Genomic DNA, 25,475 nt, shown 5'->3' on the forward strand with positions numbered 1-25,475 from the left:
AGTTGCCCGACGGTCGGGTCGAGGTTCGTGTGGGCAGCAAGGTGTTCACCGGCAACCCTGTCCCCCGTCAGACGGCGGCCTGAGGGTCGTTCACTATCCCGGCGCGCCCGCGCCGGTGGCGAATTCCAGGGCGGTCCTTCGGGTCCGCCCTTTCTGTTTTCCGCAGCCTTCACGGCGGGCCCCGCCCGCTGGTCTGTGAGGGCAACGCGCCGGATGGCCCCCGGTTCCACGGTTTCGCAGAAAATTTCGAAAAAAGTTTCTTGAGCTGACGCCAGCCGCCCTCCATCTGGCGGCGCCGCATTCGCGCTGGCCCCTGCCGCCCGGTTCGCTACTGTCCGGCGGGGAGGCAGGAACGACATCCATGGAAATCGGCTTTGTCCTGATCGCGCTGGTCGCGGCGTTCTTCTACGCGCTCGGCATCGTGCTGGCCCCGCTGGGGCTGCGGGTGGCGCCGCCGGTGGCGGGTGCCGCGGTCTCGGTCCCGTCCTCGGCGATCTTCTTTCTGCTACTGGCGCCCTTCACCATCGATTTCGACGGCTTCGACCGGCACAGCTTCCTCTTGTTCATGCTGGCCGGGGCGTTCTTTCCGGCGATGGTGACGCTGCTCAATTTCTTCGGCAACAGCCGTCTGGGGCCGAACCTGGTCGGCGCGCTCGGCAACCTCACCCCGCTCTTCGCGGTGGCGGGCGCGGCGGTGCTGCTGGGGGACGTGCCGGGCCCGTGGCAGGTGGTCGGCATCCTCGCGGTCTGCGGCGGGCTGCTGATGCTGGCGGCGGAACGGATGCGGCTGCACGCGGGCGTGGCGCAATGGGTGCTGCTGCTGCCGGTGGTGGCGGCGGTGCTGCGCGGCGCGGCGCAACCGATCGTCAAGCTGGGGCTGGAAGGGTGGCCGGACGCCTTTGCCGCGACGACGATCGGTTATGTGACCTCGGCCACGGTTCTGCTGTCGGTGCGCCGCTTCGTGTCGCGCGCGCCGCTGCCGCGGGACCGCCGGGTGTTCTGGTACAGCGTGATCGGGGTGAGCAACGGGCTTTCGGTCGTCTTCCTCTATGCCGCGCTGGCGCGCGGCCCGGTGACGATGGTGGCGCCGATCATGGCGACCTATCCGCTGATCGTGATGACGCTGAACCGCGTGATCCACGGCGACCGGACGATGACGCGCACCACCTTCGTGGGCATCGCCATATCCGTGGCCGGGATCGCGCTGGTTCTCGCGTCGGGGTGAGGCGGGACGCCCGGCTTACGCCAGCGTCCGCGCCACTTCTTCGCGGGTGAAGATCTCGATGACGTCGCCGGGGCGCACGTCGTCGTAGTTCTCGAAGGCCATGCCGCATTCCTGGCCCGACTGGACCTCGGAGACCTCGTCCTTGAAGCGCTTGAGCGTCTTCAGCGTGCCTTCGTGGATCACCACGTCGTCGCGCAGCAGGCGGACGCCGGCGGACCGCCGTGCCACGCCCTCGGTGACCAGGCAGCCGGCAACCTTGCCGACACCGGTGACCTTGAAGACTTCCTTGATCTGCGCGTAGCCGATGAAGTGCTCGCGGATCTCGGCGCTGAGCAGGCCCTCGGCCGCCGCCTTAACATCGTCCACGAGGTCGTAGATCACGCTGTAGTAGCGGATTTCCACGCCCTTCTGGTTGGCCGACTGGCGGGCGGGCGCATTGGCCCGGACGTTGAAGCCGAAGACCGGCGCGCCGGAGGCTTCCGCAAGGCCGATGTCGCTTTCGGTGATGGCGCCGACGCCCGAATGCAGCACGCGCACGCGCACCTCTTCGTTGCCGATCTTTTCCATCGCCTGCACGATTGCCTCGGCCGAACCCTGAACGTCCGCCTTCACGAGGATCGGAAGCTCGGTGACGTCCTTGTCGTCCTTGGCCTTCTGCATCAGCTGTTCGAGCGTGGTCGCGGCACCAAGCGCGGCGCGCTTGTCCTTGGCGGCCTGGGCCCGGTACTCGGCGATCTCGCGGGCCTGCGCCTCGGTCGAGACGACGTTCAGGACGTCGCCCGCCTCGGGCGTGCCATTGAGGCCCAGCACCTCGACCGGAACCGACGGGCCCGCGTCCTTGACGCGTTCGCCACGGTCGTTCTCCATCGCGCGGACCTTGCCCCACTGCTCGCCGACGACAAAGATGTCGCCCTGGTGCAGCGTGCCTTTCTGGACCAGCACGGTCGCGACGGGGCCACGGCCCACGTCCAGCTGTGCCTCGATCACGGCACCCTCGGCGGCCCGGTTCGGGTTCGCCTTGAGTTCGAGGATCTCGGCCTGCAGCGCGATCGCTTCGAGCAGTTCGTCCAGGCCCTGGCCGGTGTGGGCCGAAACCTCCACGTCCTGCACTTCGCCCGACATCTTCTCGACGATGACTTCGTGCTGCAGGAGGCCTGCGCGGACCTTGTCCGGGTCGGCCGCCGGCTTGTCGATCTTGTTGATCGCCACGATCATCGGGACACCCGCCGCCTTGGCGTGGCTGATGGCCTCGACCGTCTGCGGCATGACGGAGTCATCCGCCGCGACGACCAGCACGACGATGTCCGTCACCTGGGCACCGCGCGAGCGCATCGAGGTGAAGGCCGCGTGGCCGGGAGTGTCGAGGAACGTCAGCTTCTGGCCGCTGTCGGTCTGCACCTGGTAGGCGCCGATGTGCTGGGTGATGCCGCCAGCTTCGCCCGCGACAACCTTGGCATTCCGGATCGCGTCGAGCAGCGAGGTCTTGCCGTGGTCGACGTGGCCCATGATCGTGATGACCGGGGGACGCGCCTCGAGGTCCTCGGGCTTGTCATCCGCGGTCTCGATCACCTGTTCGACGTCGGCATCCGACACGCGGACGACGTTGTGGCCAAATTCCTCGACGATCAGCTCGGCGGTGTCGGCGTCGATGGTCTGGTTCTGGGTGACCATCATGCCGTTCTGCATCAGCGCCTTGACGACGTCTGCCACGCGCTCGGCCATCCGGTTGGCAAGCTCGCCGACCATGATCGCCTCGGGGACCTGCACGTCGCGCACGACCTTCTCGCGCTGGACGGGGCCGCCCATGGCCTTCTGACGCGCCCGCTCCTGCTTGCGCTTCATCGCCGCCATGGATTTCTGCCGGCCGCCTTCGCCGCCGGTCAGGGCCTGGTTCAGCGTCAGCTTGCCCGAGCGGCGGTTGCCGTCGTCGCCGCGTGCCTTGCCACGGCCGGAGCGGTCGTCGCGATCAGTGCGGTCGGCGGGTGCGGCGGTCTTGTTCTTGGGCGCGGCGGTCCGGGCCGCACGCTGCGGCTGGTCCTCGTCGGGCGCAGGGGCTGCGGCGGCGGCAGCCGCGGCGCGCTTGGCCGCTTCTTCCGCTTCGCGCTTCTGGCGCTCTTCTTCCTCGGCCTTCGCCTTCAAAGCCTCTTCGCGCTCGCGTTCCTCGCGGGCTTTCGCCTCGGCTTCCTCGCGGCGGCGCTCACGCTCTTCTTCGCGGGCCTTCTCCTCGGCCTGACGCTGCGCGGCTTCCTCGACCTCGCGGGCCTTGGCGGCCTGCACGGCCTTCAGGCGGCGCTCCATCTCGGCGTCGGAAATCCCGGCAGGGCGTTTCGACGGATCGCCCAAGGCAGCACCGCCCGCGCCACCCTTGCCACCCTGACCGGGTTTCGCGGGCACGACGACGCGCTTGCGCTTGGTTTCCACCACGACGTTCTTGGTCCGGCCATGGCTGAAGCTTTGCTTCACGTTCCCCGACCGGGGACCGCCGCCACGAACACCCAGAGTTTTCTTCCCGTCTTGGTCGCTCATATACGTCTTACATCCTTTCAGGCGGGCCCCTGCCCACCGGGGTCGGCACGCAGGCCCTTCAGCCTTTGCGCCTCCTCTACAACACGTTTCGTCAGACCACCAGCCGCCAAAGCCGCATGCACGGCGTGTTGACGGCCAAAGGCCTGGCCTATTTCCTCGGCCCGGAGCCAGCCGATGAAGCGTCCGCCGTAGGGCGTGGACAGCTTCGACTTGCCCCGTCCGGACCCGTCGCTGGCCTGGATCAGGACCACGGCCTTCTCCTTGTCCAGCCAGTCCTTGACCTTTTCATAACCGGCGACAGCGCCACCGGATTTCCGGGCCAGGCCCAGCAGTTCGACCAGGTGCCGGGCGACCGCGCCCTCGACCAGATCGGGCAGGCCCTCGGGCAGCTCGACCGGCTGGCGCGCGGCGCGGGCAAAGGCCTTCTTCTTGACCGCGGTCTCGATCACCGCGCGATCCGCGCTGATCCAGATGCCCCGGCCGGGCAGTTTTTCCAGCACGTCCGGAACCGCCAGGCCATCCGGGCTGACGACGAATCGGATCAGCCCGCCCTTGGGCTGAACCTCGCCAGTGACGATGCACTTGCGTTCGGGGCCGTCCGCCCGGGTCTTTTCCGCACCGCCACGAGTCATCGCGCCGCGTCCTTCCGGTCGGGGCCTTAGGCCCCGGCCTCCTCTTCGTCACCGGCGTCTTCGCCGTCGAATTCGCCGTCTTCCTCTTCGTCCGAGACGAGGTCGGCGGGGTCGACCCAGCCAAGCGACACGCGGGCGGTCATGATCAGGTGCTGCGCCTCGTCGAGGGACATGTCGAATTTCTCGAGCAGCCCGTCGTCCTTGACGCGTTCGCCATCCACCGTGGTCCAGCCACCGGCCAGTTCCCAGTCGGCGCAGGTGGCAAAGTCTTCCAGCGTCTTCACGCCGTCCTCGGCCAGTGCCTCCACCATTTGGGGTGTCAGGCCCTCGAATTCAATAAGGCTGTCCTCGGCACCCAGTTCGCGGGCGTGATCCAGGGCGGCCTTGGCCTGCGCCTCGAGGTAGTCGCGGGCACGGGCCTGCAGCTCCTCGGCGGTGCTTTCGTCGACACCGTCGATCACCAGAAGCTCGTCCTGTTCGACATAGGCCACCTCTTCGAGGTTGGTGAAGCCTTCGGACACCAGCAGCTGCGCGAAGAACTCGTCGAGGTCGAGGGTGTCCATGAAGAGCTTGGTCCGCTCCTCGAACTCCTTCTGGCGACGCTCGGATTCCTCGGCCTCGGTCATGATGTCGATGTCGAGCGCGGTCAGCTGCGAGGCCAGGCGCACGTTCTGGCCGCGGCGGCCGATGGCCAGCGACAGCTGTTCGTCCGGCACCACGACCTCGATCCGCTCGGCGTCCTCGTCGAGGACCACCTTGGACACTTCGGCCGGCTGGAGCGCGTTGACCAGGAAGGTCGGCACGTCCTCGGACCACGGGATGATGTCGATCTTCTCGCCCTGCAGTTCGTTCACCACGGCCTGCACGCGCGACCCGCGCATACCGACGCAGGCGCCGACCGGGTCGATCGAGTTGTCGTAGGAGATGACGGCAATCTTGGCGCGCGATCCCGGGTCACGGGCGACGGCCTTGATCTCGATGATGCCGTCGTAGATTTCCGGCACTTCCATCTTGAACAGCTCGGCCATGAACTCGGGGGCGGTACGGCTGAGGAAGATCTGCGGGCCACGGGTCTCGCGGCGGACATCCTTGATGTAGCAGCGGATCCGGTCGTTCGGGCGATAGGCTTCGCGGCCGATCTTCTCGTTCCGGCGCAGCACGGCTTCGCCGGTGCCCACGTCGACGATAACGTTGCCGTATTCCTCGCGCTTGACGACGCCGTTGATGATGGTGCCGACGCGGTCCTTGAACTCGTCGAACTGGCGATCACGCTCGGCTTCGCGGACCTTCTGCAGGATGACCTGCTTGGCGGACTGGGCGGCGATCCGGCCCATCTCGACCGGGGGGACCTCTTCGACGAAGGTGTCACCGACCTTGGGGTCCTGCATGTACTGCTTGGCCTGCTCGACGGTCATCTCGGCCTGGTAGTTCTCGAGCTCCTCGTCCTCGACCACGGTGCGGACACGGGTGAAGGTGGCGCGGCCGGTCTTGCGGTCGATCTTGACGCGGATGTCCATCTCGGAGCCGTAGCGCGACTTGGCGGCACGGGCGAGGGACTCTTCCATCGCCTCGACGACGAGGCCCGGGTCGATCATCTTTTCCCGCGCGACGGCCTCGGCGGTTTGCAGCAGCTCAAGCTGGTTTGCAGAGGTGATTGCCATTGTCCTTAGTCCTCCTGGGAACCACTGTCCGCCTCGATCTCGTCAAAGGCGTTTTCGTTGAGAACGCCCGCGTCCTTCCGGGCCTTCAGCATTTCCTTGATCAGCTCGTCCGTCAGGACGAGCTTGGCATCGGCGAGCCAGTCGAATTTCAGCCCGATGGTAGCGGTCTGGTCCTTGCCCTGCTCGATGTTGATCAGGACCTCGTCCTCCTCGACGCCGGCCAGCACGCCCTTGAAGCGTTTCTGGCCGTCGATCATCTGGCTGGTTTCCAGCCGGGCCTCGTAGCCCTCGAAGGTGTCGAAATCCTTGAGCCGGGTCAGCGGCCGGTCGATGCCGGGGCTGGAGACCTCGAGCGCGTAGGGATCGGTGATCGGGTCCTCGACGTCGAGCACGGCGGACACCGCGGTCGAGATCTGGGCGCATTCGTCCACCTCGATCCCCCCGCCGGGCCGTTCGGCCATGATTTGGAGGGTCTTGGTCGTGTTGCTGCCGCCCATCAGTCGGACGCGGACGACCTCGTACCCCATGTCCTCGATGACGGGGGTGACGATTTCGGCCACGCGCCGGTCGATGGCGGCTTTGGCGATCAGGTCGGTCATAGGAATTCGCAATCCTTGGATCAGGATACAAAAAAACGGGCGCGCGGCCCGTCGATGCATCCGGTGGAGCATCGGTTCCCGAGGGCACCGACACGCCGCTGTTGAGGCGCATATAGGCGGAATCACCCGCTTGTGCAAGTCGGTTCTCCCTGTCTTGCCGGGTTCGGTGCGGCCAAGCAGAATGTGCCGGATCGATTGTGCGTGAAAACGGGGGCGTTCATGCAGGCAGATACCTCGGACCGGGCGGTCGCGGCCTATTACCGCGTGCGCCAGATGCTGGGGGGGCTGGGGGTCGCCCTGCCCTTCCTGATGATCCTGACCGGGCTGCTGGCCGAGGGCACGCTGCGCCCGTCGATGAGCGATTACTACCACGCCCTGCAGCGCGACATCTTCGTCGGGTGCCTGTTCGCCATCGGCACCTTCCTGATCGCCTATCGCGGCCACGACCGCGCACCGGGCGAAACCCTGTCGGACGAGGTCATCACCAATCTCGCCGGGTTCGGCGCGATCTGCATCGCCCTGTTCCCGAGCGAGACGCAGCCCGGCGACCCGGTCACGCTGATGCAGGCCTATGTCGGCGTCGGCAACGCGGTGCTGGGGCACTACATCGCGGCGCAGGTGTTCCTCTATTCGCTGGCCTGGATGTGCTTCGTCCACTTCGGCCGCACCGGCAACGCGGCGCGGCGGCGGGTGTACCGGCTGTGCGGGCTGGCGATCGTCGCGGCCGGGCTGGTCGCCACGGGGGCCGCCGCCGCGCGGCACTTCGGCCCGCCCGCGGCCGAGGCCTTCGTGGTCGACAACGCCGTCGTCTTCTGGTGCGAGGCGGTCGGCGTCTGGGCCTTCGGCATCGCTTGGCTGGTCAAGGGCCGCGCGGAAATGCTGCTGATGCGGCGGCGGCCCCGGCCTTGAGGCCATAAGCGTCCCATATACCGGTCCCCGGGTTCCGCTGCCTCCCCCTCGGCGCGGGAACGTGCTAGGGCGGCCGAAACAGGGAACCGGATACGCGACATGACCATCGAAGGCGCCAAGGATTTGCAGGACGCGGGCTGGGAGCAGATCGAGGACATCGGATTCCTCGACCTCGTCGGCCCGATCCTGCGCCGGCCGGACGCAAGCGGCGTCTACCACTACGGGTTTCACGCCGAAGAGCGGCACAGCAACCTCAACGGCGTGGTGCAGGGCGGGATGCTGATGACGCTGGCCGACCGCGGGATGGGCCGCACCGTCCGCATCGCCCATGACGACCGGCCGGTGGCGACGGTGCATTTCAGCTATGACTTCATCGCGCCCGGCCTGATCGGCAGCTTCATCGAGCTGCATCCCAGGATCACCCGCCAGACCGGCAGCCTGGTGTTCATGGAATCGCTCGTCTTCAGCGGCGACACGCTGATCGGCCGCTCCAACGGGGTCTGGAAGAAGCTGAAGGCCAAGCCGGTCTGAGGGCGCTCAGCCCTTGGCCAGCCGGTCCATCGTCTGCACCAGCTCGGCGCTGATGTCCGGCTCGCTCAGGGCGTGGCCGGCGCGGGCGATCATCCGCAGTTCCGAATTCGGCCAGAGCGCCGCCAGCTCATAGGCCATCTTCGGCGGGCAGATCATGTCGTACCGGCCCTGCACGATCACGCCGGGGATATGGGCGATCCGGTCCATCCGGTTCAGGATGTGCCCGTCTTCCTTCAGGAAGCCCGCGTTGGTGAAATAGTGGTTTTCCAGCCGGGCAAAGGCGCGGGCGTAATCGCCCGGCGGCTCGCCCCCTGCGCCGTTCGACGCCATCGAGGCCAGCGCGTTCTCCCACTGCGCCCAGGCACGAGCGTACTTCACCTCTTCGGCGATCACTCCCGAGAACAGCCGCTTGTGATAGGCGGCGATCAGGTCGTCCTGTTCGTCCTCGGGGATCAGCCCGGCGAAACGGGCCCAGATTTCCGGCCAGAAGCGCCCTGCGCCGCCGGCATAGAACCAGTCGAGCTCGGACTGGGTCATCAGGAAGACACCGCGCAGGATCAGGTTGGTCACGCGGTCCGGATGGGTCTGGGCATAGACCAGCGCCAGCGTCGCGCCCCAGGAGCCGCCGAAGACCATCCAGTCGTTGATGTCGAGGTCGCGGCGGATCGCCTCGATATCCTCGACGAGGTGCCAGGTGGTGTTGGCCTCGATGCTCGCGTGGGGCCGCGACCGGCCGCAGCCGCGCTGGTCGAAGAGGATGATGCGATAGTGGTCGGGATCGAAGTAGCGCCGCATCGCAGGACTGCAGCCGCCGCCGGGACCGCCGTGCAGCACGACGACGGGCTGGCCTTGCGGATTGCCCGATTGCTCGACATAGAGCGTGTGCCCCTCGCCCACGTCGAGCATCCGGCGATCGAACGGGTCGATCGGGGGATAGAGGAAATGGGCTGCGCTTTTTTGGCCGCGATACTTGTCCATCATCAACCTATATAGACAGGCAAAACGACCCGTCACCAGAGGGGAAACGACATGACGCAACCGCAAACCACCGTGGATCCGGCCGAAGTCGCCAAGTTCGAGGCGATGGCCGCCGAGTGGTGGGATCCGACCGGCAAGTTCAAGCCCCTGCACATGATGAACCCGGTCCGGCTGGACTACATCTGCCAGCAGATCGCGGCAGAGTTCGACCGCGACCTATCGACCGACAAGCCCTTCGAGGGGCTGCGCCTGCTCGACATCGGCTGCGGCGGCGGTCTGCTCTGTGAACCGATGGCGCGGCTGGGGGCCGAGGTCGTCGGTGCCGACGCGGCCGAGCGCAACATTCCCGTGGCGCAGGTGCACGCGGAGCAGTCGGGGCTGGACATCGACTATCGCCACACCACGGCCGAGGCGATGGCGGCGGCGGGTGAACGGTTCGACGTGGTTCTGAACATGGAGGTGGTGGAACACGTGGCCGATCCGCTGGCCTACCTGACCGCCTGCCACGACCTGCTGAAGCCCGGCGGCCTGCACCTGTGTTCCACCATCAACCGCAACCCGAAGAGCTTTGCGCTCGCCATCGTCGGCGCGGAATGGGTGATGCGGTGGCTGCCCAAGGGCACCCACGAATGGGACAAGTTCATCACCCCGGACGAGCTCTACGCCCTGATCCACCAGGCCGGAATGGAGCCGGTGGACCGCAAGGGCTATGTGTTCAACCCGGTGTCCTGGCAGTGGAAGATCTCGGACCGCGACCTGTCGGTGAACTACGTGACGGCGGCCCTGCGGCCCGAATGACGCGCCAGGCGGTGGGCGCCGCCAAGCGCGCCCAGGCCGGCCAGCAGCAGGACGCCGCCCGCGGGCAGCGGCACCTCGGCCGGCGCGGCGAGCGGGATGCTCCACGGCACGGCCTCGATCCCGAAGGTGTCGAGCCCGATCGCGGCCGAACCGCCGCCAGTCTGGGCAAAGGTCATCGCGTCGGTGCTCAGGAAGAAGCGGCCGGTGTCGAAATAGACGGGCTCGAAGGGTTCGAAGGTCACGGTGTCCCCATCGGCGGACCGGCTCACCAGGTAGGGAAAGGGTGTCCCGTCCTCGAGAAGATACTCGATGTCCAGCGTCCAGCCCGCAAAGCCCGTGAAGACGAGGTCGAACTGGCCGGTGTCCATGCCCGGCGAAAACCCGGTGTCGGCGTCGAAGGTGTAGGAAAAGATCATGCCCGAGGGCCCCTTGATCACGTCCTGAACCACCGTGGCGGTCACGTTGTAGAGGTCCTCGATCAGGCCGACGTCGTCGAGGAAGCCATCCTCGGTCCGGTTCGCGGTGGCGGTGTAGCTGGCCACAGGGGCAAGCCCGAACTCCGGATGGGTCAGCAGCGTGACGCCGTCGCTGCCGCCGGCAAAGCTGTTGTCGACGATGATGGAATCGCCCGGGTTGAGGGGCACGGCCTGCGCCGACGGCGAAAGGACCACGGCCATAAGCGCCGCGAGGGGGAGGTGTCGCATGGAAAATCCTGTGCTGGAATGGCAAACTGCAATGCCCTCAGCCTAACAGGTTTTCAGGTTTCCGCCGCTTCGGGTTCCCCGCTGGCGGGTTTCGGCGGGTCGCCGCCGGTCAGCCCTCGTCTTCGAGCTTGAGCCGCAGTTCGCGCAGGATCGGCAGCGACGCGCGGACCTTCTCCTCGCCAAGTTCGCCGACCAGCTCCGTCACCATCGGCGTAATCGCGTTCAGCGCCGCGTCGCGCGCGCGCCGACCGGCGGGCGAGATCGCGACCATCTTGCGCCGCGCATCGTCCCAGTCTGGGCGGATGTGGACGTAGCCGGCCCATTCCAGCTTGTTCAGGGTGTTGGTCATCGCGCCGCGGGTCACGTGGAACGACTTTGCCAGCTGCGCAGGCGACCGTTCGCCGCTGCGGCAGAGGTGGTTCAGCACCGAGAAATGCGAGATCTCCATGCCCTTGGGCAGCACCCGGCTCAGCCGGTTGCGGACCAGCTGGTCGGCGGTCAGGATCTCGCTGAACAGCGTGACCGCAAGGGAATGGGTGGCGTCGCTCCTGTTCATCCGTCGAGCTGGAACTCCCGGTCATGGGTGAGCGAGGGCACCTTGCCGCGCGCCTTGTCCACCGCCTCGAGGTCGAGGTCGAAGCTGGCGATCCCCGGCTCGGTCCCCTGGTCCAGGATGACCTCGCCCCAGGGCGCGATGACCATGCCGTGCCCGTGGGTGGTGCGTTCGCGTCCCTGGCTGGCCCGGTGGGTGCCGCATTGCGCGGGCGCCAGCACCCAGCAGCCGTTCTCGATCGCGCGGGCGCGCAGCAGGCTTTCCCAATGCGCCTCACCGGTCAGCGGCGAGAACGCAGCCGGCACCGTCAGGATCCGCGCGCCCGCCTGTGCCAGCGTGCGGTAGAGCATCGGGAAGCGGATGTCGTAGCAGACGGTCATGCCGATCGGGGCGAAGTCGGTTTCGGCCACCACCGCGCGGCTGCCGGGCCGGTAGCCTGCGCTTTCGCGGTAGGTCTCGGTCTCGCTCACCTGCACGTCGAACATGTGGATCTTGTCGTACCATGCGACCTCGGCCCCCTCGGGCGAGAACAGGAACGACCGATTGGCAAAGCGCCCGTCGGGATCGGTGGTCTTGAGCCCGATGGAGCCGAGCAGCAGCCAGATCCCCAGCTCGCGCGCGAGCTCCGGCATCGCGGCCAGGAACGGGTCCTCCTCGGGCGAGCGCAGCACCTCTTCCTGCCGGGACCGGCTGGCCGAGACACAGTTAGTGACTTCGGGCGTCAGCACGAACTCCGCCCCGTCGGCGGCAGCCTTGCGGATCAGCTCGGACACCATCCCGAGGTTCTCGGCCGGATCGTCCGACGAGGTGATCTGGAGCAGCGCAACCCGCATCAGGCCGCCAGCAGCGGGTCGAGCTTGCCCGCCTGCTCCAGCGCGTAGAGGTCGTCGCAGCCGCCGACATGGGTCTCGCCCACGAAGATCTGCGGCACGGTCCGCCCGCCGTTCGCACGCTGGATCATCTCCTGCTTGCGGGTCGGGTCGGTCATGACGTCGATCTCGTTGAAGGCGACGCCCTTCTGGGTCAGCAGCCGCTTGGCGGCATGGCAGAAGCCGCAGATCGGCGTGGTGTAGATATCGACCGGTTTCATCGGGGTCCTCGCGGAAATCTCTTCCGCCAGAACTTAGGTGTCTTTGGCCACCCGCGCCAGTACCACGACCGAGACATCCGCCGCCCCGGCGTCACGGCAGGCCGACGTGCAGGCGGTCAGCGTGGCGCCCGCGGTCATCACGTCGTCGACCAGCAGGACATGGCGCCCGGCGATCAGGGCGCGGCGGGCGGGCGCGGCGACGATGGCCCCGTCCAGCAGGGCAAAGCGGTCGTCGGCGCCCTTGCCGTCGAGCACCGGCGTCCGCCTGCGGCGGATCAGCAGGTCGGGACAGCAGTCGGCCCGCAGCTCCCGCGCCAGTGCCCGGGCCAGCAGGGCGGACTGGTTGTAGCGCCGTTTCAGCAGCCGCCAGCGGTGCAGCGGCACCGGCGCGACGAGCATCCCGGTGGTGTCGATCCCGGCCAGCGCACGCGCCATCCAGTGGGCGCAGGGCGCGGCCAGGTCCTGCCGGTCGCCATGCTTCAACGCCAGGACCAGCCGCCGGGCGTTCCCGTCGTAGAGCATCGCCGCCCGCCCCTGCCGCCACGGCCGCGCGCGGACCATGCAGGCGTCGCAATGCGCCACCTCGCCAGGCCGGCCGCCGGGCAACGGCACGCCGCAGAGATCGCAGACCAGCCCGTCGGTGAAGGGCGTGTCGCGCCAGCACGGACCGCACAATCCGAAGTCGCTTTCGACCAGCCCGCCGCAGCTCAGGCAGCGCGGCGGGTAGATCACGTGAAGCGCCGTTTGAATGTTCATCGCCGCCCGCCTAGATAGCGTCCATGAGCACGCCCAGCCTGTCCGATCGCCACGCCCTGACCCGCAACCGCGCCCGCAGCCGCGACGATGCGCTGTTCCTGGTGGATGCCGCGATGGACGAGGTGCAGGCTCGCCTCTCCCTGGTTAACAGGACGTTTACGGCACCCGCGATCGTAGGGCCGCACGGCGAAAGGTGGGCACGGGGGCTGGGCCTCGATGCAACGCTGGTGCCGGATGACGAGGTGCTCGACCTCGCGCCCGGGGGGCATGACCTGGTGATCCACGCGATGGCGATGCACTGGGCGGCGGACCCGGTGGGTCAGATCATCCAGTGCCGCAGGGCGCTGAAGCCGGACGGCCTGTTCCTGGCCTGTCTCTTTGGCGGCCAGACCCTGAACGAATTGCGCATCGCACTGGCCGAGGGCGAGGCCCGCGTGACCGGCGGCCTGTCGCCCCGCGTCGCCCCGATGGCCGAGATCCGGGATCTCGGCGCGCTCCTCCAGCGGTCGGGCCTGGCGCTGCCGGTGGCCGACAGCGACCGGCTGACCGTGACCTACGCCACGCCGCTGCACCTGATGCGCGAATTGCGGCACATGGGCGAGGGCAACGCGCTGGCGCACCGGCTGCGCCACCCGACCCGGCGCGCGGTCTTCGATGCCGCGGCGGAGGTCTATACGACGCAGTATGCCCTGCCCGACGGCCGCGTGCCCGCGACCTTCGAGATCATCCACCTGTCCGGCTGGGCGCCCGACGACAGCCAGCCGCAGCCGCTGCGCCCGGGCTCCGCGACCCATCGTCTCGCCGCCGCGCTCGGGACCACGGAAAGCCCGGTGAAGGATTGACCGGGGGCGCAAAGCCTCTATGTCCGGCCCGACGCCAAGGAGACCACGATGCCGAACGACGCAGTCCGCCCCGCCCACGCCCCGCAGAACCACCCCGCCATCCCGCGTGAACGCGTCGGCGTGCTGGTCGCGAACCTTGGCACGCCGGACGGCACGTCGTACTGGCCGATGCGCCGCTACCTGAACGAGTTCCTGTCGGACAAGCGGGTGATCGACTACCCTGCGTGGAAGTGGCAGCCGATCCTGCAGACCGTGATCCTCGGCAAGCGGCCGTTCACCAGCGGCAAGGCCTATGAGTCGATCTGGAACCACGAGGCGGGGGAAAGCCCGCTGATGACGATCACCAAGCAGCAGGTGGCCAAGCTGAAATCGGTGCTGGCCGAGCGTTACGGCGAGGTCGTGATGGTCGACTACTGCATGCGCTACGGCAATCCGTCGACCAAATCAAAGGTCCGCGCCATGGTCGAGGCCGGCTGCACCAAGATCCTGTTCTGCCCGCTCTACCCGCAGTATGCCGGCGCCACGATCGCCACCGCCAACGACCAGTTCTTCCGCGCGCTGATGGAGGAGAAGTGGCAGCCCGCGTCGCGCACCCTGCCCGCCTATTTCGACGACCCGGCCTATATCGACGCGCTCGCCCAGTCGGTGGAACGCGCCTATGCCAAGCTGGACGAACAGCCCGACATCCTCGTCTGTTCCTACCACGGCCTGCCCTACCGCTACCTGACCGAGGGCGATCCGTATCACTGCCAGTGTGTTAAGACGACGCGGCTGCTGAAGGAACGCCTGGGCTGGGCGGACGACCGGATCACCACCACCTTCCAGAGCCGATTCGGCCCCGAGGAATGGCTGAAGCCCTACACCGTCGAAGAGGTGGCCGAACTGGCCAAGCGTGGCAAGAAACGCATCGCGGTGATGGCGCCCGCCTTCTCGGCCGACTGCATCGAGACGCTCGAGGAGATCAACGAGGAGATCCGCGAAAGCTTTGAGCATGCGGGCGGCGAAAGCTTCACCTACATCCCCTGCCTGAACGACGACGACGCCCACATCGCGGCGCTGGCCGGTCGGATCGAGGCGAACCTGGCGGGCTGGCTGGACTGATCCAAGGCCCGACTATACGGGCCCGGATGCCAAGCGGGCATAGAAAAAGGCGGTGAAAATTCACCGCCTTTCTCAAGAAGTCTATCGAAGCTTAGGAAGCTGCGATAGCCGCGCCGACGATGACCAGCAGCAGCAGGGGGATCAGGATCCCGGCCGAGGAGCTGGTGGTTTCTTCAACGACGACCGGCGGTTCGATGACCGGCTCGGCCATGGAGCCAGCGTATGCGGTCGAAGCGGCGGAAACCAGGGCAGCAGCGATAACGAGTTTCTTCATTTTATCCTCCAGATATGCGCCCCTGCCCGGAAACAGGTTTTTGGACATAGGGCACCCAAGACTTACCTCGTGACTCGTTCTAAGCAATAAAAACCGTCGATTGCAATTGCCCTTAGGCAAGGGTGTGTGGTGAAGGGCGCTTTGTCGTCAAATAAGCAACACCTGCGTCCCCACGTTGGTCAGCCCGAAAAGCTCGGCGATATGCTCGTTGTAGAGGCCGATGCAGCCGTTGGAGGATTTGCGCCCGATCTTGCGCGTGTCGTGGGTGCCGTGGATGCGGTAGTAGGTCCACGACAGGTACAGCGCATGGGTCCCGAGCGGGTTGTCCGGGCCCGGCCCGACATAGTCCGGCCACTCGGGATTGCGCTCTTTCATCGAGGGCGTCGGACGCCATTCGGGGCCGACCACCTTGCGCACGATCTCGGTCCGGCCGAGGCGCGTCAGCTCTTCGGTCAGCGGCACCGAGGTCGGGTAGAGCTTGTAGACGGACTGGTCGCCCGACCAGAAATGCAGCGCCCGGCTGGTGGTGTCGACCAGCACCGCGCCGTTGCGCGTGTCCGAGAAGTACGGCCGCCAGTCCAGCGACCGGAAGGACGAGATGTTGCGGCGGACAACCTCGCTCGGATCGCGCTCGACCACGGTCGAGTTCTCGAAGGGCGTGGTGTAGTTCGTGGTCTGGGCCAGGGCCGGCGTTGCCAGCAGGGCCGCGCCCCCGGCGAGGAACGCGCGGCGGCCAGTCTGTGTCGGGGATCGGGTCATGGTGGGGGCTGCTCCTTTTCACGGTGGCCAGGGGCGTCCGTTGCCGCAGAATAGGCCCCTGGCGTGTCCATCGCAATTCAAACTCCCGTAAATCGGGCCGGTTCCTGCCGGGGCGGGTTTGTCAAGCCACGGTCGGCGCGCTAAGTCCGGGTGAACGCCAGACCAATGCGGATGATTCATGCGACTGATTGCCCTTCTCGTGCCGGCTGTTGCCCTGCTGACCGCCTGCGCCCCGGCCCCGACCGAAACCACACTGGCCGCCGACGGCCGCCCGCTGCCCAAGGTCTACAAGATCGGATCGGGCGACGAGGCCCGCATCCAGTACGAGATGCTGGACAGCGTGAACGCCCTGCGCCAGGCCGCCGGTGCCCAGGTCGTCCAGCTGAACCCGCAGCTGAACGCCGCCGCCGCGACCCATTCGCGCGACATGTCAAACCAGAACCGGCCCTGGCACTTCGGCTCCGACGGCTCCTCGCCGATCGACCGGGTCCGCCGCGTCGGCTATTCCGGCGCCATGCTGGGCGAAAACATCTCGGAGACCTACGAGACCGAGCTCGAGACGCTGTCGGCCTGGATGGACCAGAAGGATACCCGCGACGTGATCCTCGACCGCCGCGCCCGCGACATGGGCTTTGCCTGGTACCAGGAGAACGGAGGCAAGATCTGGTGGACGATGTTGATGGGCGGTGGCTCCGGCTTCGACGCGCCATCCAGCTGATCGGCCCGCATTAGAGCCTGTCCCGGAAACAATAAGGCCCGCCAGATGGCGGGCCTTTGCCTGTCCGGAGCCGTGGAAGATCAGGGATAGATCGAGATCGGCGTGCCGTCCTTCACCATGGCATAGATCATCTCCATCTCCTTGTCGGTGACGGCGATGCAGCCCGCGGTCCAGTCACGCCCGCCATCGCGGTACTTCTTGGGCCGCCCGTGGATGAAGATGTCGCCGCCCGGGCTCTTGCCCTGGGACGAGGCGAATTCGCGGTCATTCCGGTTCGGATAGCTGATGCCGATCGACAGGTGGAATTCCGAATTCGGGTTCCGCCGGTCGATGACATAATGCCCCTCGGGCGTCTTGCCGTCGTTGCGGAACTGCTTGTGCCCGATGGGCTGGAAGCCGAGGCCGAAGTCATAGCTTTCCAGGACCCTGTTGTGGTGCAGCAGGTACATCTTGCGCTGCTCCTTGTAGACAAGGACCCGCGTAACCTCGGGGCCGTTGTAGGTCTTGAACTTGGATGAGCACGCCGCCGTGCCGAGCGCCAGCGCGAGGATAAGGAAAATCCGCAAAATTCGCATGATGTCACTGCCCTTGAGATCTGTTGTCCCTTTTGCGGCGAAAATACCTTCCCAAAGGTGATTTGATAAGGGGTCGCGTGCGGTTCACGAGGATGTGAGCGTGAAGCCCGCCACCAGTTCGACATGCGCGGACCAGCGGAACTGGTCGACAACCGTCACCGGCCCAAGGGCATAGCCCGCCGCGACCAGCGTGGCGGCGTCGCGGGCAAAGGTCACCGGGTTGCACGAGACATGGGCGATGACGGGCACACGGGCGCGGGCCAGTTCACCCACCTGGGCGGCGGCACCGGCGCGGGGCGGGTCGATCACCACGCCGTCGAACCGGGCCAGCTCGTCCGGCATCAGGGGGCGGCGGAAGAGGTCACGCGCCTCGTGCGTCACCTGCTTCAGCCCCGGGGTGTGGCGCCAGCCGCGATCGAGCGCTGCCAGCATCGCCGCCTCGCCCTCGACCGCATGCACCTCGGCGTGCTCGGCCAGCGGCAGCGTGAAGGTCCCGCACCCTGCAAAGAGGTCCGCGATCCGGGATTTTCCCTGCATCAGGGTCGAAACGGCGTCGAGCAGGGCCGCCTCGCCATCCGCGGTGGCCTGCAGGAAGGCGCCGGGCGGCGGGGTCACCCGGCCGCGGCCGAACAGCTGGTCCGGCGCGTGGCGCATCGCCACCGCCTCGTCGTCCCAGGTCAGCCGGGCTAGGCCGTGCACCTCGGCCAGCTGCGCCAGCGCGATCTGCAGCGGCCCGTCCAGCGGCTTGCCGCCCTTCGCCGCCACGTCCAGCCCGGCCAGCGACAAAGTCGCCTGCACGGAAAGTTCCCCCTTCCGGCTGCCGGCGGCGATGGCCAGTGCCTCGGCCACGGGCAAAGCGGCCATCAGGTCGGGATGCAGCAGGTGACAGTCGGGAATTTCGACCACCACGTCCGAGGCGCGGGCATGGAACCCGGCCAGCGCTCCCTTCTTGGTGCGCCGGGCGGACATCGTGGCCCTGCGCCGCGACCGCTCGGGCGAGGTGTGCACGTTGGCAATCGTCGCCTCGATCCCGTGGGCGGCCAGCGCCTGTCGCACGATCCCGGCCTTCCAGTCCGCGATGTAATCCGGCGCCGCGTGCTGCAGGGCGCATCCGCCGCAGGACCGGAAATGCCTGCAGGGCGCGGCAACCCGTTCGGGCGCGGGCGTCACGATCCTGACGTCGAACAGGCGGTCGCCATCGCGCCGTCCCGTCACCTCCTCCCCCGGCAGGGTCAGGGGGACAAAGACGGGGCCGGCGGCAATGCCGTCGCCCTGGTGGCCGAGTCTGTCGATGCGGTAGGTGTCCATCCCGTCCCGATAGCGCAGCGGCGCGACGGCGGCAAAGCCCTATTCGGCGGCCTCGGAGCCAAGGAAGCCACCCGACTGCCGGGCCCAGTAGCGGGCATAGAGCCCGTTCCGCGCCAGCAGCTCGTCATGGCTGCCGATCTCGGCGATGCGGCCACCGTCGAGCACGGCGATCCGGTCCATGTGGCTGATCGTCGACAGCCGGTGCGCGACGGCAAGCACCGTCTTGCCCTCCATCACCCGCTCCAGCGCCTGCTGGATCGAGGCCTCCACCTCGCTGTCGAGCGCCGATGTCGCCTCGTCCAGGACCAGGATCGGGGCGTCCTTTAGGATGGCGCGGGCCAGCGCGATCCGCTGCCGCTGCCCGCCCGAAAGCTTCACGCCGCGTTCGCCCAGCCGGGCCTCGTAGCCTTCGCGGCCGGTGTGATCGGCAAGGTCGGTGATGAAATCATGCGCCTCGGCCTTCTCGGCGGCGGCGATCAGCTCGTTCTCATCGGCGTCTGGGTTGCCATAGAGGATGTTGTCGCGCGCCGACCGGTTGAACATCGCGGTTTCCTGCGTGACCATCCCGATGGCGCGGCGCAGGCTTTCCTGCGTGACCCCGCGAATGTCCTGTCCGTCGATCAGGATGCGACCCTGTTCCGGGTCGTACAGGCGCATCAGCAGCGCCACCATCGTCGATTTCCCGGCGCCCGAGGCACCGACGATGCCCAGTTTCTCGCCCGGTTCGACGTCCAGCGTGATGCCGTTCACCCCGCCCTTGGAATCGGCCCGCCCGTAGGAGAACCCGACATCCTCGAAGGTGACGCGCCCGGCCTGCACCCGCAGCGGTTCAGCCCCGCCCTCGTCCTCCAGCCGGACGGCACGGGCGAGCGTGCGCATCCCGTCCTCGACCTCACCCACGTTGGCATAGATCGTCATGATCGCGAAACTGACCCAGCCGGTCATCTGCGCCACCCTCATCGCGATGGTGCCCGCCGCCACCGCGTCGCCGATGCTGGCCATCCCCTGCGACCACAGCCAGAGCGTGCTGCCGACCAGCAGCACCGGCAGCGTGCCCGCCAGCGCGTTCAGGCTGATCCGGAAGCCCGCGGCCATGTAGCCAAAGCTGAGAACCCTCTGCCGGTATGCCGCCATCGCGCCAAGCGCCGCGCGGTCCTCGTGGTCATCATGGGCGAAAAGCTTGACCGTCTTGATGTTGGTGATCGTGTCGACCACCTGCCCCGACACCATCGCCCGCGCCGCCGCGCGGTCCTTGGCCCGCGCCCGGACGCGCGGCAGGAAATAGCGGATCAATCCGAAATAGATCGACAGCCAAACGATGAAACCGACCGCGATCCGCCAGTCGATCCCCACCATAAGCGCCACCGCACCGCCCAGCGACGCCAACGCATAGGCCACGACATTGATCATCTCGACCGTGACGTCGGTGATCGCGCGCGAGGTCTGCATCTGCTTCTGCGCGATGCGTCCGGCGAAATCGTTGTCGAAGAACACGACCGACTGGCCCAGCGTCCAGCGGTGCAGCCGTTGCAGCACCAGCGTGTCGACGTTCGGCTGCACCACGATGGAGTTGATGGCCGAGCTGAGGCCCATGAAGAGCGGCCGCGCGACGATGAAGAAGCCGACCGCAAGCACGAGCACGCCCATGTTCTGCAGCGTAAAGAACGCCTCGGGCCCCGAGGACGACGCGGTGTCGATCACCGTGCCGAGGATCCAGGCCGTCCCGACTTCGATCCCGCCGGCCATCGCCGAGATGGCGGCAGCGAGGATCAGCATCGGGAACGCGCCCCGCAGGGCCCAGCGCATGAACTTGAGAAGGGTGGTCGGCGGCGGCCCCTCGGCGGGACGGAAGGCGTCGATCAGGTTTTCCGGCCGCATGGAGGCTCCTTTCCAGCCGGAGAATGACCCGACGGGCGGCAAGGTCAAGCCGGGTCGTCGGGAAGTGAGAGCAACGCGGCGCGGTCGAGCGTGAAGTCCGACGCGACGAAGGCGTCGGTGAGCTGCGCAAGACGCCGGGATATCGCGGGCCCTTCGTAGGTGTCCAGCAGGTCGCGGGCGCCGACGGGGATCACCTGCGCCGCGCCGCGGTCGACCTCGGACAGCGCGTCGGGGGCCAGCGGCTGGCCCATCATCGCATGGCGGAGGAGGAGCGCATCGCGGGCAAGGGTCGCACCGTGGCGAAAACCCAGCTCGGCCGGCGGCGCGACCAGCGCCATCAGCGCCTGCACCTCGCCCAACCGACGCGCGTCCGCCTTGCTCAGCCGCAACCCATCCTCGGCCCCCGTTCCGCCCAGCGCGGCCAGTCGGCGCATCGGGTCGGGCGCGATGCCGGCTTCGGATTCGAGGTGGATCAAAGGGGCCAGGAAACGATCATCGGCGCCCGGCAGCACGAGGGGCAGAACCCCGGTGCTGCGCATCGCGGCAACCGATGGCGCGGGGTCGGGCGCGGCCAGCAGGCGGCGGATTTCGTGGCCGATGCGTTCGCGGGAAAGCGTCTCTATTCCGGGCGAAAGCGCGGCAATCGCGGCCAACGCCTCGGCATCCATCCCGGCGTCGGGATTGCCGTACCAGGCGTGGAACCGGAAGAAGCGCAGGATGCGCAGGTAATCCTCGCGGATGCGCGTTTCCGGGTCCTCGATGAACCGCACCCGGCGTGCGCGCAGGTCGTCCATGCCGCCCAGCGGGTCCAGCACCTCGCCCCGCGCATCGGCATAAAGAGCGTTCATGGTGAAATCCCGCCGCCGCGCATCGTCCCGCACGTCGTCGGCAAAGGCCACGGTGGCCCGCCTGCCGTCGGTTTCGACATCGCGGCGGAATGTCGTGATCTCGTGCGGGATCTTGTCGGACACCACCGTCACGGTGCCATGTTCGATCCCCGTCGGCACCGGCTTCAGCCCGGCAGCCTCGGCCAGCTTCACCACGTCCTCGGGCCGGGCGTCGGTCGCGATATCGATGTCGCCCACCACGCGGCCCAGCAGGGCATCGCGCACGCAGCCGCCGACAAACAGCGCCTGGTGCCCCGCGGATTCGAGCATCGCGCAGACCGCCTGCGTCGCGGGCCGGTCCAGCCAGTCGCCCGCCACCCGCGTCATGGTGCCAGCCGGTCCGCCAGGACGCGGCACATCCGGGCGGTCGCGCCCCAGATGTAATACGGGCCGTAGGGCACGACGTAGTAGCTCCGTCGCGTACCGCGCCAGCGCCGCCCCTCGACCAGGTAGTTCGCCGGGTCGCAGAGATGGGCCAGCGGCACGCGGAACGCCTCTTCGACCTCGCCGGGTTCGGGGCGGACCTCGAACGGCGTCAGCACGCGGCCGACCACGGGCTGCACGCGGAAGTTCGTCACGGTGTCATGTTCGGGCAGGTGGCCCAGCACCTCGACATTGCCGCGCGGCAGGCCGATCTCTTCCTCGGCCTCGCGCAGGGCGGCGGCGGTGCTGTCGGCATCGCCCGGATCGACCTTGCCGCCCGGAAAGGCGATCTGGCCGGGATGATGCTTTAGCGCCGAGGAGCGTTTCGTCAGGATGACCCAGAGCTGACCCGCGATCATCTCGAGCGGGATCAGCACGCCCGCGGCGCGGGTCGGCTGGTCCGGCACGAAGACGCCGGAGTTCAGTTCAAAGTCCGAGGTGGGCGCGCTGGTCGTGGCCAGCGCCGCCCGCACCCGGTCGAAGGGGTCATTCACCCGTGCCGTCTCCGCTCACCGCCTCGAACCCCACGGTCTTGGGGTCCAGTTCGTAATGTGCGCCACAGTACTGGCAATCGGCGGTGACGATACCCTCGTCGGTGGTCATCTTCTCGATATCCTTGGCCGAGTAGATCGACAGGCTCTGTCGCACCTTGTCCTCGGAGCAGGAGCAGCCGAAGCGCACGGGCTGGGCATCGAAGACGCGCGGGGCTTCTTCGTGGAAGAGGCGCACCAGGAGGTCGGTCGGCGCGAGGCTGGGCCCGGCAAGCTCCATGTCCTCGACGGTGTCGAGGTGGTAGTTCACGCGGTTCCAGTTTTCTTCCTGGTCGCCGTCGACAAGGTCGGTCGCGGTCAGCAGCCCGCCCTCGCCCGATCCGCCACCCGAAAGCGGCGAGGCCTTGGGCATGGTCTGGATCATCATGCCGCCGCCACGCCAGTTCGCCGGCTGCCCCGGCACCTGGCTGAGGCCGTAGCTGAGCGCGAACCGCGTCGGCAGCTGTTCGGACTGGGCAAAATACGCCTCGGCGCAACGCGCGATCGACTGGCCGGTCAGCGGCGTGATGCCCTGGTAGGGGGTCATGCCCTGGCCCTGGTCGATCATGATGGCAAAGTAGCCCTTGCCGACCTGGTCCATCGGGTTCGACCCCGAGATCCGATCCCGGTCGAACGAGGCATAGGCGCGGATGCGCGCCGGCTCGCCCTCTTTCTCGGGGCCGTAGTAGTCGGTGGCGATCATCCGGACCGGACCGTCGGACTGGACCTGCAGCTGCAATTTCCAGCGCAGCTTGACGGTCTGCCCGATCAGCGCGGTCAGCAGCGCCATTTCGGCCACCAGCGCCTCGACAACGGGCGGGTAATCGTGTTGCTTCAGGATGCCGTCGAGCACGCCGTCCAGGCGGGCGACGCGACCGCGAATATCCGAGTTGTCCAGCTGGAACGGCAGAACCGAGTCGTCCCAGGCCAGTTTGGAGCCAATGTTCATAGGGGTGTCCTTTGCGTTGCCCCCCACTTAATGCCGGCAATCCCACGGGACAAGACGGGGGTCGGCGCAGGAGTTGTGCGTTTGCGACGTTTCGGCGAACCGGTCCGGTCCGACATCCATTATACCCCCGCCCCGGAGTTTACGCGATGTTGCCGTTGAACGGCAGCCTCCTGCTGACCCACCAGATCGAGCCCGAGCCGGAATTCCAGCTGCCGGGCGGCGGCATCGACCCCGGTGAGAGCCCGGTGCAGGCGCTGCACCGCGAGGTGTTCGAGGAAACCGGCTGGCGCATCGCCGCCCCGCGACGGATCGGGGCCTTCCGGCGCTATGTCTACATGCCCGAATACGACCTCTGGGCCGAAAAGATCTGTTCCATCTACATCGCCCGCCCGGTGCGCCGCCTCGGGCCGCCGACGGAACCGGGTCACACCGCGCTCTGGATGCCGGCGGAGGTGGCGATGGACATGCTCGCGAACGAAGGCGAACGGTCCCTGCTGGCGAATTTCATCGGGGCCTAGCCGCCGAACTCCAGAAGGATGGCCGAGATGTCATCGGGGAAATCGCGCCCCGGATTGACCTCGCCCAGCTGCCAGATCAACGTTTCCAGCAGCCCCTGCCCCCGCAGCCCGCGCAGCCCGTCCAGCATCCGTTCCAGCCCGTCTTCGCCGACCATCCCGTCGGCTGAGGGGCATTCGATCATCCCGTCCGACATGATCAGGAGGCGGTCGCCCGGCGCCAGCTGAACCACGACCTCTTCGTACCCGGCGTCCGCGATCAGCCCGATCGGCAGACCGCCCTGCCCGACCCGTTCGATCCGGCCGTCGGCACGTTGCAGCATCGGGTGCGGATGGCCCGCCTGCACCAGCCGCACCTCGCCCCGGTCGAGATCGCAGATCGCCAGAAGCAGGGTGAAGTAGTGCTCCACCTCCATCTCCTGCTGCATCAGCCGGTTCATGCGCGCCGCCACCTCGACCGGCGGCAAGGCGGTGTATTCGCCACCTTTGCCCCGTGTCAGAGCCACATTCTGATCCGGCACGGCCGAGGAAAGGTGCCCCGCGAGCCGAGCCGTCATCAGGGCCGAGCTGATGCCGTGGCCCGACACGTCGATGGCGAAGAGCCCCGCGTGGGACGGCCCGGCGGGAAAGAACCCGACAAGGTCGCCGCCCACCCGCCCCGCCGGGCTGAGCGTCAACGCGACCTGCGCGCGGCCGAAATCGTGTGATCGTTCCCGGACCAGCGACTGCTGCAGCTTGCGCGCCTCGACCAGATCGCTGTCGATGGAATCGTAGACCTTCTGCAGCTCGGCCAGCGCCTCGGCGATCTGGACGTTCTTTTCGCGCAGCTCGCGCTGCATGGTCAGGATTCGCTCCCCCGCGTTCAAGCGGGCGCGCAGTTCGACCGGGTTCACCGGCTTGGTCAGGAAATCGTCGGCACCACTGTCCAGGCCCTGCGCGACATGGGCCTTTTCGTCCTTGGACGTCAGCAGGATGAAATAGCCGTAATCGCTGCGATCCAGCGCACGGAAGGCGCGGCAGAACTCCAGCCCGTCCATTCCCGGCATCATCCAGTCGCTGATCACCAGCTCGGGCGGTCGTTCGGCACACAGGGTCAACGCTGCGGCCCCGCCATCGGCACAAACCACGTCGAACCCCCAGCGCCGCAGCAGCAACTCGAGCACCCGCCGCTGCAGCGGGCTGTCGTCGACCACCAGCACCCGTCGCGCCGGAGCGGCGACAGGCGGCTGCGCCCGGCCCTGTGACTGTTCTGTCTGCACGTGTCATGTCCCCGCCACCCTTGCCCGGCGGCGTGTCGCGGGTATCGCGCGGCAGAGTTAACACCGTCCTACGATGGGACGTGATACGCCCCCTCCGGCGGAAGCACTTCGTTAAAACTGCCGCGATACCCTCGGGCCGTGACCATGCGGGAGGGCACGATGATCGACTGGGAGCGGATTGGCGACCTGCGCGCCGAGGTGGGCGCGGACGACTTCGCCGAAGTGATCGCCCTGTTCCTCGACGACACCGACAGCCAGGTGGCGGCGCTGGCGCCCGGCCCGGACCTCGAGGCGCGGCTGCACTATCTCAAGGGCAGCGCTATGACCGTGGGGTTGCCGGCCCTATCCGACCTTTGCCGCGCGGGGGAAACCGCGGCGGGCCGCGGCGCGGCAACCGACCTTGACGGGATCGCCGCCTGCTATGCCCGATCCCGCGCCGCGCTGATCAAAGAACTGCCGCGCCGCTTCGGCATCGCCCCGTCGAGCGCGGCGTGA

27 protein-coding genes and 1 pseudogene are annotated in these 25,475 nt (G+C 67.6%); 9 read left to right on the forward strand and 19 right to left on the reverse strand.

Going from position 1 to position 25,475, the window contains the following annotated elements; translation table 11 throughout:
* The first annotated feature begins 361 nt into the window (after positions 1-361).
* Complete coding sequence (locus tag ACE2AC_RS13385; RefSeq protein WP_375687806.1) at positions 362-1,225, forward strand: EamA family transporter; 864 nt, start codon at positions 362-364, stop codon at positions 1,223-1,225.
* 15 nt (positions 1,226-1,240) lie between these two features.
* On the opposite strand, the gene infB is transcribed toward ACE2AC_RS13385, so the two are convergent.
* From infB to rimP, 4 genes are read right to left on the reverse strand one after another with little or no spacing between them, the layout of a single operon-like run.
* Positions 1,241-3,751, reverse strand: coding sequence for a translation initiation factor IF-2 (gene infB, locus ACE2AC_RS13390; protein WP_375687807.1), 2,511 nt, complete (start codon positions 3,749-3,751; stop codon positions 1,241-1,243).
* Positions 3,752-3,768: 17 nt separating this feature from the next.
* Positions 3,769-4,383: an RNA-binding protein gene (locus ACE2AC_RS13395; protein ID WP_375687810.1), complete on the reverse strand. Its 615-nt coding sequence runs from the start codon at positions 4,381-4,383 to the stop codon at positions 3,769-3,771.
* A gap of 26 nt (positions 4,384-4,409) precedes the next feature.
* Entirely contained in the window at positions 4,410-6,044 is a 1,635-nt protein-coding gene (gene nusA / locus ACE2AC_RS13400; RefSeq protein WP_375687812.1) for a transcription termination factor NusA, read from the reverse strand.
* Between the two features lie 5 nt (positions 6,045-6,049).
* Positions 6,050-6,643: a ribosome maturation factor RimP gene (rimP, locus tag ACE2AC_RS13405; protein ID WP_375687814.1), complete on the reverse strand. Its 594-nt coding sequence runs from the start codon at positions 6,641-6,643 to the stop codon at positions 6,050-6,052.
* 219 nt (positions 6,644-6,862) lie between these two features.
* On the opposite strand from rimP, the gene ACE2AC_RS13410 reads away from it, so the two are divergent.
* Together ACE2AC_RS13410 and ACE2AC_RS13415 are read left to right on the forward strand one after the other, a co-directional pair.
* Positions 6,863-7,552, forward strand: a complete 690-nt coding sequence (locus ACE2AC_RS13410; protein WP_375687816.1) for a hypothetical protein — start codon at positions 6,863-6,865, stop codon at positions 7,550-7,552.
* A 99-nt stretch (positions 7,553-7,651) separates the two neighbouring features.
* The gene (locus tag ACE2AC_RS13415) at positions 7,652-8,083 is read left to right on the forward strand and encodes a PaaI family thioesterase (RefSeq protein ID WP_375687818.1); all 432 of its coding nucleotides are present in this window, start codon (positions 7,652-7,654) and stop codon (positions 8,081-8,083) included.
* Positions 8,084-8,089: 6 nt separating this feature from the next.
* Here ACE2AC_RS13415 and pip read toward each other — a convergent pair whose 3' ends face one another.
* Complete coding sequence (gene pip, locus ACE2AC_RS13420; RefSeq protein ID WP_375687820.1) at positions 8,090-9,061, reverse strand: prolyl aminopeptidase; 972 nt, start codon at positions 9,059-9,061, stop codon at positions 8,090-8,092.
* Positions 9,062-9,112: 51 nt separating this feature from the next.
* On the opposite strand from pip, the gene ubiG reads away from it, so the two are divergent.
* Entirely contained in the window at positions 9,113-9,859 is a 747-nt protein-coding gene (ubiG, locus tag ACE2AC_RS13425; RefSeq protein WP_375687822.1) for a bifunctional 2-polyprenyl-6-hydroxyphenol methylase/3-demethylubiquinol 3-O-methyltransferase UbiG, read from the forward strand.
* Here the strand turns inward: ubiG and ACE2AC_RS13430 are convergent.
* The 5 genes from ACE2AC_RS13430 to ACE2AC_RS13450 form a co-directional block, all read right to left on the reverse strand.
* Positions 9,829-10,563 carry a VPLPA-CTERM sorting domain-containing protein gene (locus tag ACE2AC_RS13430; protein ID WP_375687823.1) on the reverse strand — a complete coding sequence of 245 codons (735 nt, stop codon included), beginning with the start codon at positions 10,561-10,563 and terminating at the stop codon, positions 9,829-9,831. The genes ubiG and ACE2AC_RS13430 overlap by 31 nt on opposite strands.
* Positions 10,564-10,672: 109 nt before the next feature.
* Complete coding sequence (locus ACE2AC_RS13435; protein ID WP_375687825.1) at positions 10,673-11,119, reverse strand: MarR family winged helix-turn-helix transcriptional regulator; 447 nt, start codon at positions 11,117-11,119, stop codon at positions 10,673-10,675.
* A complete protein-coding gene (locus tag ACE2AC_RS13440; protein ID WP_375687826.1) occupies positions 11,116-11,949 on the reverse strand; it encodes a carbon-nitrogen hydrolase family protein in 834 nt (277 codons plus the stop codon). The genes ACE2AC_RS13435 and ACE2AC_RS13440 overlap by 4 nt, the downstream gene beginning before the upstream one ends.
* Positions 11,949-12,206, reverse strand: coding sequence for a glutaredoxin 3 (gene grxC, locus ACE2AC_RS13445; protein WP_375687828.1), 258 nt, complete (start codon positions 12,204-12,206; stop codon positions 11,949-11,951). Before grxC ends, ACE2AC_RS13440 begins: the two co-directional genes overlap by 1 nt.
* Positions 12,207-12,239: 33 nt before the next feature.
* Positions 12,240-12,962, reverse strand: coding sequence for a double zinc ribbon domain-containing protein (locus ACE2AC_RS13450; protein ID WP_375687830.1), 723 nt, complete (start codon positions 12,960-12,962; stop codon positions 12,240-12,242).
* A 23-nt stretch (positions 12,963-12,985) separates the two neighbouring features.
* On the opposite strand from ACE2AC_RS13450, the gene ACE2AC_RS13455 reads away from it, so the two are divergent.
* Both ACE2AC_RS13455 and hemH read left to right on the forward strand, forming a co-directional pair.
* Positions 12,986-13,804 carry an SAM-dependent methyltransferase gene (locus ACE2AC_RS13455; protein WP_375687832.1) on the forward strand — a complete coding sequence of 273 codons (819 nt, stop codon included), beginning with the start codon at positions 12,986-12,988 and terminating at the stop codon, positions 13,802-13,804.
* 48 nt (positions 13,805-13,852) lie between these two features.
* On the forward strand, positions 13,853-14,905 hold the full coding sequence (gene hemH / locus ACE2AC_RS13460) for a ferrochelatase (RefSeq protein ID WP_375687834.1): 1,053 nt from the start codon (positions 13,853-13,855) through the stop codon (positions 14,903-14,905).
* A gap of 91 nt (positions 14,906-14,996) precedes the next feature.
* Here hemH and ACE2AC_RS13465 read toward each other — a convergent pair whose 3' ends face one another.
* Together ACE2AC_RS13465 and ACE2AC_RS13470 are read right to left on the reverse strand one after the other, a co-directional pair.
* Positions 14,997-15,179 carry a hypothetical protein gene (locus tag ACE2AC_RS13465; protein WP_375687836.1) on the reverse strand — a complete coding sequence of 61 codons (183 nt, stop codon included), beginning with the start codon at positions 15,177-15,179 and terminating at the stop codon, positions 14,997-14,999.
* A gap of 147 nt (positions 15,180-15,326) precedes the next feature.
* Positions 15,327-15,938, reverse strand: coding sequence for a L,D-transpeptidase (locus ACE2AC_RS13470; RefSeq protein ID WP_375687838.1), 612 nt, complete (start codon positions 15,936-15,938; stop codon positions 15,327-15,329).
* 178 nt (positions 15,939-16,116) lie between these two features.
* On the opposite strand from ACE2AC_RS13470, the gene ACE2AC_RS13475 reads away from it, so the two are divergent.
* On the forward strand, positions 16,117-16,656 hold the full coding sequence (locus ACE2AC_RS13475; protein WP_375687840.1) for a CAP domain-containing protein: 540 nt from the start codon (positions 16,117-16,119) through the stop codon (positions 16,654-16,656).
* An 80-nt stretch (positions 16,657-16,736) separates the two neighbouring features.
* Here ACE2AC_RS13475 and ACE2AC_RS13480 read toward each other — a convergent pair whose 3' ends face one another.
* From ACE2AC_RS13480 to ACE2AC_RS13505, 6 genes are all read right to left on the reverse strand, one after another.
* On the reverse strand, positions 16,737-17,231 hold the full coding sequence (locus ACE2AC_RS13480; RefSeq protein WP_375687842.1) for a murein L,D-transpeptidase family protein: 495 nt from the start codon (positions 17,229-17,231) through the stop codon (positions 16,737-16,739).
* Between the two features lie 84 nt (positions 17,232-17,315).
* Positions 17,316-18,539, reverse strand: a complete 1,224-nt coding sequence (locus tag ACE2AC_RS13485) for a class I SAM-dependent RNA methyltransferase (RefSeq protein ID WP_375687843.1) — start codon at positions 18,537-18,539, stop codon at positions 17,316-17,318.
* A 39-nt stretch (positions 18,540-18,578) separates the two neighbouring features.
* Positions 18,579-20,417, reverse strand: a complete 1,839-nt coding sequence (locus tag ACE2AC_RS13490; protein ID WP_375687845.1) for an ABC transporter ATP-binding protein — start codon at positions 20,415-20,417, stop codon at positions 18,579-18,581.
* A gap of 44 nt (positions 20,418-20,461) precedes the next feature.
* Entirely contained in the window at positions 20,462-21,631 is a 1,170-nt protein-coding gene (locus ACE2AC_RS13495) for a CCA tRNA nucleotidyltransferase (RefSeq protein ID WP_375687847.1), read from the reverse strand.
* Entirely contained in the window at positions 21,628-22,221 is a 594-nt protein-coding gene (locus ACE2AC_RS13500) for a CoA pyrophosphatase (protein WP_375687849.1), read from the reverse strand. Before ACE2AC_RS13500 ends, ACE2AC_RS13495 begins: the two co-directional genes overlap by 4 nt.
* Positions 22,214-23,206, reverse strand: coding sequence for an Hsp33 family molecular chaperone HslO (locus ACE2AC_RS13505; RefSeq protein ID WP_375687851.1), 993 nt, complete (start codon positions 23,204-23,206; stop codon positions 22,214-22,216). The genes ACE2AC_RS13500 and ACE2AC_RS13505 overlap by 8 nt, the downstream gene beginning before the upstream one ends.
* A gap of 30 nt (positions 23,207-23,236) precedes the next feature.
* On the opposite strand from ACE2AC_RS13505, the pseudogene ACE2AC_RS13510 reads away from it, so the two are divergent.
* A pseudogene (locus ACE2AC_RS13510) lies at positions 23,237-23,724 on the forward strand (NUDIX hydrolase).
* Here the strand turns inward: ACE2AC_RS13510 and ACE2AC_RS13515 are convergent.
* Positions 23,721-24,980, reverse strand: coding sequence for a PP2C family protein-serine/threonine phosphatase (locus tag ACE2AC_RS13515; protein WP_375687853.1), 1,260 nt, complete (start codon positions 24,978-24,980; stop codon positions 23,721-23,723). The pseudogene ACE2AC_RS13510 and the gene ACE2AC_RS13515 sit on opposite strands and share 4 nt — an antisense overlap.
* Positions 24,981-25,139: 159 nt before the next feature.
* On the opposite strand from ACE2AC_RS13515, the gene ACE2AC_RS13520 reads away from it, so the two are divergent.
* Positions 25,140-25,475, forward strand: a complete 336-nt coding sequence (locus tag ACE2AC_RS13520) for an Hpt domain-containing protein (protein WP_375687854.1) — start codon at positions 25,140-25,142, stop codon at positions 25,473-25,475.

The organism is Pseudooceanicola sp. LIPI14-2-Ac024 (assembly GCF_042188925.1).
Taxonomy (GTDB): Bacteria; Pseudomonadota; Alphaproteobacteria; order Rhodobacterales; family Rhodobacteraceae; genus Pseudooceanicola.

Coding starts and splice junctions, on each gene's coding strand:
- rimP (WP_375687814.1), bottom strand. CDS start 6,643: ATGACCGACCTGATCGCCAAAGCCGCCATCGACCGGCGCGTGGCCGAA.
- ACE2AC_RS13455 (WP_375687832.1), top strand. CDS start 12,986: ATGAGCACGCCCAGCCTGTCCGATCGCCACGCCCTGACCCGCAACCGC.
- ACE2AC_RS13410 (WP_375687816.1), top strand. CDS start 6,863: ATGCAGGCAGATACCTCGGACCGGGCGGTCGCGGCCTATTACCGCGTG.
- ACE2AC_RS13450 (WP_375687830.1), bottom strand. CDS start 12,962: ATGAACATTCAAACGGCGCTTCACGTGATCTACCCGCCGCGCTGCCTG.
- ACE2AC_RS13465 (WP_375687836.1), bottom strand. CDS start 15,179: ATGAAGAAACTCGTTATCGCTGCTGCCCTGGTTTCCGCCGCTTCGACC.
- grxC (WP_375687828.1), bottom strand. CDS start 12,206: ATGAAACCGGTCGATATCTACACCACGCCGATCTGCGGCTTCTGCCAT.
- ACE2AC_RS13495 (WP_375687847.1), bottom strand. CDS start 21,631: ATGACGCGGGTGGCGGGCGACTGGCTGGACCGGCCCGCGACGCAGGCG.
- ACE2AC_RS13430 (WP_375687823.1), bottom strand. CDS start 10,563: ATGCGACACCTCCCCCTCGCGGCGCTTATGGCCGTGGTCCTTTCGCCG.
- ACE2AC_RS13415 (WP_375687818.1), top strand. CDS start 7,652: ATGACCATCGAAGGCGCCAAGGATTTGCAGGACGCGGGCTGGGAGCAG.
- ACE2AC_RS13440 (WP_375687826.1), bottom strand. CDS start 11,949: ATGCGGGTTGCGCTGCTCCAGATCACCTCGTCGGACGATCCGGCCGAG.
- ACE2AC_RS13475 (WP_375687840.1), top strand. CDS start 16,117: ATGCGACTGATTGCCCTTCTCGTGCCGGCTGTTGCCCTGCTGACCGCC.
- pip (WP_375687820.1), bottom strand. CDS start 9,061: ATGGACAAGTATCGCGGCCAAAAAAGCGCAGCCCATTTCCTCTATCCC.
- ubiG (WP_375687822.1), top strand. CDS start 9,113: ATGACGCAACCGCAAACCACCGTGGATCCGGCCGAAGTCGCCAAGTTC.
- ACE2AC_RS13505 (WP_375687851.1), bottom strand. CDS start 23,206: ATGAACATTGGCTCCAAACTGGCCTGGGACGACTCGGTTCTGCCGTTC.
- nusA (WP_375687812.1), bottom strand. CDS start 6,044: ATGGCAATCACCTCTGCAAACCAGCTTGAGCTGCTGCAAACCGCCGAG.
- ACE2AC_RS13490 (WP_375687845.1), bottom strand. CDS start 20,417: ATGCGGCCGGAAAACCTGATCGACGCCTTCCGTCCCGCCGAGGGGCCG.
- ACE2AC_RS13395 (WP_375687810.1), bottom strand. CDS start 4,383: ATGACTCGTGGCGGTGCGGAAAAGACCCGGGCGGACGGCCCCGAACGC.
- ACE2AC_RS13470 (WP_375687838.1), bottom strand. CDS start 15,938: ATGACCCGATCCCCGACACAGACTGGCCGCCGCGCGTTCCTCGCCGGG.
- ACE2AC_RS13480 (WP_375687842.1), bottom strand. CDS start 17,231: ATGCGAATTTTGCGGATTTTCCTTATCCTCGCGCTGGCGCTCGGCACG.
- ACE2AC_RS13385 (WP_375687806.1), top strand. CDS start 362: ATGGAAATCGGCTTTGTCCTGATCGCGCTGGTCGCGGCGTTCTTCTAC.
- ACE2AC_RS13485 (WP_375687843.1), bottom strand. CDS start 18,539: ATGGACACCTACCGCATCGACAGACTCGGCCACCAGGGCGACGGCATT.
- hemH (WP_375687834.1), top strand. CDS start 13,853: ATGCCGAACGACGCAGTCCGCCCCGCCCACGCCCCGCAGAACCACCCC.
- ACE2AC_RS13520 (WP_375687854.1), top strand. CDS start 25,140: ATGATCGACTGGGAGCGGATTGGCGACCTGCGCGCCGAGGTGGGCGCG.
- infB (WP_375687807.1), bottom strand. CDS start 3,751: ATGAGCGACCAAGACGGGAAGAAAACTCTGGGTGTTCGTGGCGGCGGT.
- ACE2AC_RS13435 (WP_375687825.1), bottom strand. CDS start 11,119: ATGAACAGGAGCGACGCCACCCATTCCCTTGCGGTCACGCTGTTCAGC.